Origin of the sequence: Mycobacterium sp. (assembly GCF_049278535.1) — a bacterium.
GTDB lineage: Bacteria > Actinomycetota > Actinomycetes > Mycobacteriales > Mycobacteriaceae > Mycobacterium.
Map to the genome: position 1 here is coordinate 1 of NZ_JBAPMI010000340.1, position 9088 is coordinate 9088.

The window sequence follows — 9088 nt, forward strand, 5'->3', positions numbered from 1 at the left end:
TGAAGTGCCTTCGAACGGGGGGCACTGATGGGTTTCGCGAATGTGCGCGACAAGACCCGTCGGTGGATCGAGAATCATCGGCGCGTCACACAGGTCGGGACAGCGGTCAGCCTGGTTCTGGTTCTGCTGGTCGGAATCAGCATGATGGTCTCGCCGTGGTGGAAACAGGTGACCCGCAACACCTACATCGCCTATTTCCCCAACACCAACGGTGTCTACACCGGCGACGAAGTCCGCATTCTCGGCGTCGCGGTCGGAACGATCGAGAAGATCGAACCGCAGCCCAACGCAGCGAAGGTCACGCTCACCGTCGACTCGGAATATTCGGTGCCCGCCGACGTCAAAGCAGCCATTCTGTCGCCGTCGTTGGTCAGCGCCCGGGCGATCCAACTCGTCCCGGTCTACTCCGGCGGCCCGAAACTGGCTGACGGCGCGACCATTCCGGAGGAGCGCACCGCGGTACCCGTCGAGTGGGACGACCTGCGCAAGCAGTTGGAGAAACTGACCGACTCCCTGCAGCCGACGACCGAGGGCGGGACGAGCCCGCTGGGGCAATTCGTCAACAGCTCGGCCGCCAACCTACGCGGCGAGGGTGACACCGCGCGCGACACCATCATCAAGCTCTCCCAGGCGGTTTCGGCGCTCGGCGACCACAGCACCGACATTTTCAGCACGCTGCGCAACCTGGAGACTTTCGTGTCGGCGCTGACCTCGAGCAGCGAGCTGCTGGCGTCCTTCAACAAGAACCTGGCCACCATCTCCACCGTGATGACCAATACGCCCAACGAGTGGGGTCAAGCCATTGCGGGATTGGACGGCGCCGTCAACGATCTGCGTCCCTTCGTCGCCGAGAACCGCGAGGCCATCGGAACCACCTTCGACCACCTCAACGAAATCACCACGGCGCTCAACGACAGTCGCCGCGACATCAAGCAAACCCTGCACGTCGCGCCGAACGTGTTCCAGAACTTCCTGAATATCTACCAACCCGCGCAGAGCGCGGTCACCGGGATTCTGGCCCTGTCGAACTTCGCCGATACCGTCCAATCCATCTGCGGTTCAATCGAGTCCGACGGACTTGTCGGGCGCAAACAGTCTGCCCGGTTGTGCGAGCAGTACTTGTCCCCGATCATTAAAAACCGCCAGTACAACTTCCTGCCGATCGGTCTCAACCCGTTCGTCGGCGCATCGGCGCGTCCCAACGAGATCACCTACAGCGAGGACAAACTCAACCCGCACATCCCGCCGCCCGCAGCGCCGGGTGCCCCGCCCACTGACGCGCCACCACCGGTGTCGCCGCAAGCGCTGCCGAGTGGCGCCGTACCGCCGGCGCCGGTCGCCGTTCATTCGACCGACCCCAATGCGGGACTGCCCGGCCTGATGGTGCCACCCAAGGGCACGCCATGAGGCGGGCGATTGCTGCGGCGCTTGCCATCTCGTCGATGTGCGTGCTGACGAGTTGTGGTGGATGGCGCGGCCTCAACTCGCTACCGCTGCCGGGAACCGAAGGCAAAACCAAGGGCGCTTACACCATTCAGGCTCAACTGCCCGACGTCGTCGTCATCCAGCCGAACACCCGGGTGCGCGTCGCCGACGTCAACGTCGGCAACGTCACCAAGATCGAGGTCCAGGACTGGCACGCCCTGGTGACGATGCGGATAAACGGCGATATTCATCTGCCGGCCAACAGCACCGCCAAAGTCGGCCAAACCAGCCTGCTTGGCTCCATGCACATCGAGTTGGCGCCGCCCACCGACGAGGCACCGCAAGGACAACTGAAGAACGGCTCGGTGATCCCGCTGTCCAGAGCCGGGACGTATCCGACTACCGAGCAGACCCTCGCGTCGGTCGCGATCCTGCTCAACGGCGGCGGTCTCGGTCACCTTCAGGAGATCACCCGGACCTTCGCAACGGCCTTGAACGGCCGGGAGAAAGACATGCGCAGCCTGCTGGCCCAACTGGACATCTTCGTCTCCGAGACGAAGAAACAGACTGACGACATCATCACGGCCATCGACAGTCTCAACAACCTGGTCGGGCAGGTGGCGGACAAAGATCCGGTGGTCGATAAGGCGCTCACCACGATCCCGCAGGCGCTCGGCGTGCTGTCGGATACCCGGAAGACCTTGGTCGATGCGATCGACAAAGTGGGCCAGTTCAGCGCCGTCGCCGCATCGACGATCAACCAGTCTAAGAAATCCCTGGTCGACAACTTCCGCAACCTCGCGCCGGCGCTGCGCGAACTGGCCAACGCCGGACCCGCGCTTACCCGCGGCCTGGACTTCTTGTCGACGCTGCCGTGGGTGAAAAGCACTGTCCCCAACTGGTTTCGGGGTGATTTTGCCAACATCTCGCTGGTCGTCGACCTGACCTTGAGCCGCCTCGACAGCGGTTTCTTCACCGGGTCGAAGTGGGAAGGAAACCTCACCGAACTCGAGATGCAGTGGGGCCGGACCATCGGCCAGATGCCCAGCCCGTACACCGCGGTGAACCCGTTGATCGCGCCGTATCACTGGGGGGGTTACTAGCATGGCTCGTTCGAGTTCGCTGCGCCTGTCCCGGCGGGTGTGGACACAGTTGGCGATCCTTGCCTCGGTCACCGTCGTGTCCATCGCCGTGATGGCGTTCGGCTTCGTCAAAGTGCCTGCGCTACTGGGGGTTGGCCGATACAAGGTCACGGTCGACCTGCCTGCCTCCGGCGGGCTGTACGAGACGTCGGTGGTGAACTATCGCGGCAGCGAGGTCGGTAGCGTCAAATCGGTCGACGTCACCCAAAACGGTGTACGTGCGGTGCTTTCGCTGAAATCCGACATCGCGATCCCCGCCGACGTGACAGCAGCGGTGCACAGTCGCTCGGCGGTCGGTGAGCAATTCCTGGAATTGACACCGCATTCCGGCGCCGGCCCGAAATTGCGCGACGGCGACGTGATCGCGGTCGGCAAAACGCAGATCCCCGTCGACATCGGATCGCTGCTCGACACCACCAACAAAGCTCTCAAGGCGATCCCGCAGGACAACTTGCGTACCGTCGTCGACGAGGCCTCCAAAGCCGTCGCAGGTCTGGGGCCAGAGTTGTCGCGACTCGTCGACGGCGGCACCGCGTTGGCGATCGACGCCGGCAAGACCAGCGACACCTTCTCCAGGCTGATCGACGAGTTCCCGCCGGTGGCCAGCTCACAGGTGCGAACGTCGGAGTCGATCGCGACCTGGGCGAAGCGCGTGAATGCGATCACCAGTCAGGTGAAGGCACAAGACAATTCGTTGGCAGACCTGCTGAACACCGCGGGCCCGGCGCTCGACGAGGGCACTGCCCTGTTCGACCGGTTGGCGCCGACACTGCCGGTGCTGCTGGCGAACTTGGTCAGTCTGGGCACTATCGCGGTGAACTACCGCAACGACCTCGAGCAGCTGTTGGTGATGTTCCCACAGGGGACCGCGGTGATGTCGTCGATCATCGTGCCGGACCGGGTTGCCAAGATGGACTACAAAGGCATCTATCTCGACTTCAACCTGAACCTCAACTCGCCGCCACCCTGCAACGCCGGATTCCTGCCGGTGCAACAGCAGCGCATCCCAGTGCGGGAGGACTACCCCGACCGCACCAACGGCGAGTTGTACTGCCGTATCCCGCAGAACTCAGACATGAATGTGCGCGGCGTTCGTAACGTTCCCTGCGAGACCAAGCCGGGCAAGCGTGCGCCGACGGTCGAGATGTGCGAAAGCGACGAGCAGTACGTCCCGCTCAACGACGGCCTGTTCTGGAAGGGCGATCCCAACGCGACGTTGAGCGGTCAGAGTGTGCCGCAATACCCGAAGGGCGGCCCACCGTATTCGCCGGGCGAGCACTGGCACCCGCCGGCTCAACCGCCGGCAAAGCCGCCAGTCGCCATCCCTTATGACCCCGCGACCGGAATCTACGTCGGCCCAGATGGCCGTCATTACAGCGATTCCGACCTCGCCGCCGGAATGAAAGGCAAGACATGGCAGAGCATGATGGTGCCGCCGAAAAAGCCGAATCCGTAAATCCCGATTCGGTAGACGATGACGCCGCCGTCGAGGACATCGACGCGGAAGACGTCGACGCCGCAGAAGCTGACGCCGAGGCTGATGCGCGACTCGGCGCAAAACAGCGTGTACGGCAATGGTTTTCCAATGGTCCTCAACCGATCGCTGTCGGAGTCGCCATCATCGTGGCTCTGCTCGGCTTAGGCGGCTGGCTGGGATTCCGCGTGTACCAAGACCGTCAGGTGGATGAGCAGCGCAGCCTCTACGTGCAAGTCGCGCGTCAAACCGCGATCAACCTGACCACGATCAGTTACACGGAGGTCGATGCCGACATCAAGCGGGTCCTCGACTCGGCGACCGGCGGATTCCACGATGAATTCCAGACCCGGTCGCAACCATTTGTCGAGGTCGTCAAGAAGGTGCAGTCGAAATCTGTGGGCACCATCGCCGAGGCGGGCCTGCTTTCCTACACCAAAGAGCAAGCGCTAGTGCTCGTCGCCGTATCGGTCAAGACGTCGATGGCCGCGGCGCCGCCCGACCAAGAGCCCCGCAGATGGCGGATGCGTCTTACCGTCGATAGGACGGGTGATGGCGCAAAGGTGTCTAATGTCGAGTTCGTGCCGTGAGCACTCGAACCGCGTTGACCACGCAGGAGGAGGACTCCGCGATGATCGATGACAACGACTCGGTCGCAGACGACTCGTCGCCTGACGTCCTGGCCGATCACGATGACCTGGCCGAAGCCGCAGAGGACGCCGAGGCGACGGGCGACGAGGACGACGAAGCGGACGACACGCCGTCCGGGCGTAACGCTCGATCCTCCTCGGGCCGTCTGCTCGTCGCGGTAATTCCAGCGTTGGCGTTGATCCTCGCTGTCGGCGTCGGCTATCTGAAGTGGCTGGACGGTTCGGCGCGGGAATCTCGAGCAGCGGCAGAGCAATCGGTGCGAGCGGCCTCCGAAAGCACCATTGCAATCCTGTCGTACAAACCGGAGACGGTGGACCAAGAACTGAAGGCTGCCGCCGACCGGCTCACCGCCGGGTTCCGCCAGCAGTACACCCAACTGGTCAACGACGTCGTCGCTCCCGGAGCCAAGCAGCAGCACATCAGCGCGGTGGCCACCGTGCCTGCAGCCGCTTCGGTCTCGGCGACCGGAAAACAGGCGGTGGTACTGGTTTTCGTCGACCAGACCACCACGATCGGCACCGATGCGCCCACTCAGAGCACGTCCAGCGTGCGCGTCACTCTCGAAAAGGTCGGCAACCGTTGGCTCATATCGCAATTCGACCCGGTGTGAGCGATGGACAAGTGAGGCGGAAATGAACAATTTGTCGAGCTTCTCGCGGCGGCTTTCCGCCATCGTGTTGACCTTAGGTTGGTGTGCGGCGACGATGATCTCGGGTCCGACTGCCACCACGAAAGCGGCCGGCTTCGAGAACCTGCTGGTGCCCTCGGCCTCGATGGGTCGCAACATTCCGGTGGCTTTCCTGGCCGGCGGCCCGCATGCGGCGTATCTGCTGGACGGGTTCAATGCCGCGCCGGATGTCAGCAACTGGGCGACCGTCGGCAACGGGTTCAACACACTTGCCGGCAAGGGGATTTCGGTGGTCGCACCGGCCGGCGGGGCCTACAGCATGTACACCAACTGGGAGCAGGACGGCAGCAAACAGTGGGACACCTTCTTGTCCGCCGAGCTACCGGACTGGCTGGCCGCCAACAAGGGTCTGGCCCCCGGCGGGCACGGCGTCGTCGGCGTCTCCCAGGGCGGGTATGCCGCGGCGGCCCTGGTGACATTTCACCCTGACCGATTCCGTTATGCCGGATCATTTTCCGGCTTCCTCACCCCCGAACGTGCTGGCGTGGACGGGACGATCACCGCCGCGCTCCGGCAGGGCGGTGCCGACACCGACCACATGTGGGGCCTTCCGCAATTGGGTCGCTGGAAGTGGCATTCGCCGAACCAGAACATCCAGCAGCTGGTCGACAACGACGCTCGACTCTGGATTTACAGCCCCGGTAGCGGCGCACCGACCGATCCTGGTGCGATGGCCGGCTTCGGCGATATCTCGCAGGGCACCAACGCCCAGTTCTACTCGCACTATCGAGACGTCGGCGGTAAGAACGCTCATTTCGACCTGGGCCGTGGCGGCGGAAACGACTGGTCGACGTGGAGTCAGCAGCTCAGTGCCATGTCCGGCGATCTCGCGGCTAACATCCGCTAGAAACTTTCACAGAGATGAGATGCCATGACTGACAAGGGCATTGGCCTCCGACGGGCGCTGTCGACATGGGCCGCGCTGAGCGCGTTCGCGACCCCGAGCGTGGTCGCCGTCGCATCGGCCGCCCCTGGGGTTCCCGGGAATAACGACCGGCTCAACAACGGCATCGTGGTCAACGTCGACACCATCAAGAGGCAGGCCGGCTGCACCACTAACCTCAAGATCAACCCGCAACTGGTTGCCGCCGCGCAGCGGCACACGGTCGACGTGCTCAACAATCGCAACCTCGACGCTGACGTCGGGTCGGATGGTTCGTCGGTGGCAGACCGTGCCCGTGGGGCGGGCTACAACGGCACCGTGGCCGAGACGGTGGCGATCAATAATTCGCTGGCGATCAACGACCTTGACGTGATGGGGAATTGGTACTACCGACCGGACTACATGGCGATCATGTCGAACTGTGCCAACACCCAGATCGGGGTGTGGTCTGAGAACAGCGTCGACCGCAGCGTTCTCGTCGCGGTGTACGGACACCCGGGATGAGCGAAACGTCCATAGACAGGGGACCGAAGATGAAGCGTGGGATGTGGTTGGTTGGCCTGATCGTCGCCGCGGCGTTCTGCGGCGGCGCAACACCTTTGGCCCACGCCGTGCCGGCACCCGACATCGAGTTCATCTACGACACCACCGTGCGCAAGCAATACAGTTTCGCGAACACAGCAGATGCGATCAGCTATGCCCACGGCATCTGCGACAAGATCACCGGCGGCGCCAGCTACGGCAAGGTGATCGGAGATGTGAAAAATGATGTGCTGCCGAACGACGAATACTCGGCCAACTATCTAATCTCGAACGCGGTGAACATCTACTGCCCCGCGCAGCTCTGGCAATTGCGCAATTCAGCGGGCAGCTACGCGCCGCCGTCGCAGTAACTAATTGTTGTCGGCGTTGCCTAGGTCAGGTACGTAAGCCGGCGGAGGGTAGACGCCCCGCAGCAGCCAAGCGTACGACGCGATGCCGTACTGCAGCTCGTCGCTGGCGTCGTAGTCCGGGTTCGGATTCATCTGGCTAGCCCTCCGTCGTACAGCTCGTACCGTCGAGCCTATCGCGCCGTGGCGCTGATCACCCGTTGAACCTGCCCTACCTGGTGGTCTGGGCAAGATTTGCAGTGATTTTAAGGCGGTTTCGCTGTCCGGCTTTCGGTCGGCCTCTCATTAGGCTTGTGGCGTGCGCCAATTCATCGTCGTGCTGGTGTTCGCGAGTCTCGTGGCCGCGTCGTGCGGCTGGACCCCGCCCGGTATGACGTCGAACCATCCGGACACCTGCAGCGACGCCGACGGGCCGAGTCCCGATACCGTGCGCCTGGCCATCGCCATCCTGCCGGTCGCGACGCCCGGTTCGGCCTGGACCGAGGCCGCGCGCGGGCACACCCGCAACTGCCGTCTGTACTGGGTGCAGGTCACACCCACCAGCGCGACCGCTGCCAGCCCCGTGCAACTGCTGTTCTTCGACCACAACATTCCGCTGGGCAACCCGACACCGAATCCGAAACCGCACACGACGGTGCTGTCTGCCACCGACGACGCGGTGAGCGTCCAGTATCAGTGGCAGGTCGCCGGCGATTCCGCCTGCTGTCCGACCGGCAAGGGGACCGTGCAGTATCGGATCGGCCCCGGCGGGAAACTCGTCACCCGTGGAGCAGTGCCGAATCAGTAGCCCCTGTCTCGTCGGCGCCGGCTTGCGGCAGGTTCTCCGGGTGCAGCATGTCGGCGTAGCGCAGCGCCTCGGGAATCCCGAACCCGTCCACCAAGGTTTCGGCGTGCGGACGCAGCAACCGGCACCGATCGTTGATACCGCGGGTGACGGCCTTGGCGCGCTCAGTGGACAAGAACCGATGCTCGACGAACCACGCCTTGTCGTCTTCGATCACCGTCAGCGCGTAGAGGTCGCAGACCAGTCCGAGGATCTCGCGGGCCTCGTCGTTCTCGCACGCGTCGATCCCGGCGACGAACGCCTCTAGCACCACCCGGTCGATGTGTGCTTTCGCGGCGTGCAACACGTGATCCTGTACCGAGTTGAACGCATCGAAGGCCGACATCTCTTTCGACTTGGCCTGCAACCGGCGCGCCACCGAGGCGATGACGTATTCCTCGCGGTCCTCGAACATCTGGACCTGGGTGCCGCGGTTGAACAGGCTGCCCTCTTCTTCGTTGTCCTGCCGGGCGTCGATGACGGTTTGGATAATCGTCTCGGCCGCAGTGCGTTTCAGCACCCGCTCGCCGGCGAAGTTCGCCGCGAAGCGCACCCACTCCACCGGGCTCATGCCCTTGATGTCGTCGGCGTAGGCGGTCAGCAGCTCCTTGGCCACCAGCTGGGTCAGCACGTGGTTGTCACCCTCGAAGGTCGTGAATACGTCGGTGTCGGCGCGCAGCGCGATCAGCCGGTTATCGGCCATATAGCCTGCGCCACCACATGCTTCACGAGCCTCCTGGATAGCGGTGGACGCATGCCAGGTATTGATGGCCTTCAGGCCGGCGGCCCGCGCCTCCAATTCTCGTTGCTCCTCGGCGTCGGGGGAGTCGGCGGTCTGCAGATCGTGACACTTCGACACCAACTCGTTCTGCGCGAACTGCAACGCATACGACTTCGCGATCAGCGGGAACAACCGGCGCTGATGCACCAGGTAGTCCATGATCAGCACCTCGCTGTCCTCATCGGGTGCACTGAACTGCTTGCGCTGCAAGGCATATCGGGTAGCGATGTCCAGCGCCACCCGCGCGGCGTTGCCCGCGCTTCCGCCGACGCTCACCCGCCCGCGGATCAGGGTGCCGATCATGGTGAAGAACCGGCGGTTGGGATTTTCG

10 protein-coding genes and 1 pseudogene are annotated in these 9088 nt (G+C 63.6%); 9 read left to right on the top strand and 2 right to left on the bottom strand.

Features of this window, described 5'->3' with window-relative positions; genetic code table 11:
* Positions 1-27: 27 nt before the first annotated feature.
* From WAO18_RS22200 to WAO18_RS22235, 8 genes are read left to right on the top strand one after another with little or no spacing between them, the layout of a single operon-like run.
* Positions 28-1407 (top strand): MCE family protein, encoded by a 1380-nt coding sequence (locus WAO18_RS22200; RefSeq protein ID WP_422208389.1) that lies wholly within the window; start codon positions 28-30, stop codon positions 1405-1407.
* Complete coding sequence (locus tag WAO18_RS22205) at positions 1404-2528, top strand: MCE family protein (protein ID WP_422208390.1); 1125 nt, start codon at positions 1404-1406, stop codon at positions 2526-2528. Before WAO18_RS22200 ends, WAO18_RS22205 begins: the two co-directional genes overlap by 4 nt.
* Before the next feature lies 1 nt (position 2529).
* Positions 2530-4023, top strand: coding sequence for an MCE family protein (locus WAO18_RS22210; RefSeq protein ID WP_422208391.1), 1494 nt, complete (start codon positions 2530-2532; stop codon positions 4021-4023).
* Positions 3981-4631, top strand: coding sequence for an Mce protein (locus WAO18_RS22215; protein WP_422208392.1), 651 nt, complete (start codon positions 3981-3983; stop codon positions 4629-4631). The genes WAO18_RS22210 and WAO18_RS22215 overlap by 43 nt, the downstream gene beginning before the upstream one ends.
* Positions 4628-5302: a hypothetical protein gene (locus tag WAO18_RS22220; RefSeq protein WP_422208393.1), complete on the top strand. Its 675-nt coding sequence runs from the start codon at positions 4628-4630 to the stop codon at positions 5300-5302. Before WAO18_RS22215 ends, WAO18_RS22220 begins: the two co-directional genes overlap by 4 nt.
* Before the next feature lie 22 nt (positions 5303-5324).
* Entirely contained in the window at positions 5325-6227 is a 903-nt protein-coding gene (locus tag WAO18_RS22225) for an alpha/beta hydrolase-fold protein (protein ID WP_422208394.1), read from the top strand.
* A 24-nt stretch (positions 6228-6251) separates the two neighbouring features.
* Positions 6252-6767 carry a CAP domain-containing protein gene (locus tag WAO18_RS22230; RefSeq protein WP_422208395.1) on the top strand — a complete coding sequence of 172 codons (516 nt, stop codon included), beginning with the start codon at positions 6252-6254 and terminating at the stop codon, positions 6765-6767.
* On the top strand, positions 6764-7156 hold the full coding sequence (locus tag WAO18_RS22235) for a DUF732 domain-containing protein (protein ID WP_422208396.1): 393 nt from the start codon (positions 6764-6766) through the stop codon (positions 7154-7156). The genes WAO18_RS22230 and WAO18_RS22235 overlap by 4 nt, the downstream gene beginning before the upstream one ends.
* On the opposite strand, the pseudogene WAO18_RS22240 reads toward WAO18_RS22235, so the two are convergent.
* Positions 7157-7288, bottom strand: a pseudogene (locus WAO18_RS22240) (hypothetical protein); the annotation flags it as partial.
* Positions 7289-7523: 235 nt separating this feature from the next.
* Between WAO18_RS22240 and WAO18_RS22245 the strand changes: the two are divergent.
* Positions 7524-7940 (top strand): LppP/LprE family lipoprotein, encoded by a 417-nt coding sequence (locus tag WAO18_RS22245; RefSeq protein ID WP_422208398.1) that lies wholly within the window; start codon positions 7524-7526, stop codon positions 7938-7940.
* Here the strand turns inward: WAO18_RS22245 and WAO18_RS22250 are convergent.
* Positions 7912-9088: acyl-CoA dehydrogenase (locus tag WAO18_RS22250; RefSeq protein WP_422208397.1), on the bottom strand; the 1177-nt coding region annotated here is incomplete at its 5' end. The genes WAO18_RS22245 and WAO18_RS22250 overlap by 29 nt on opposite strands.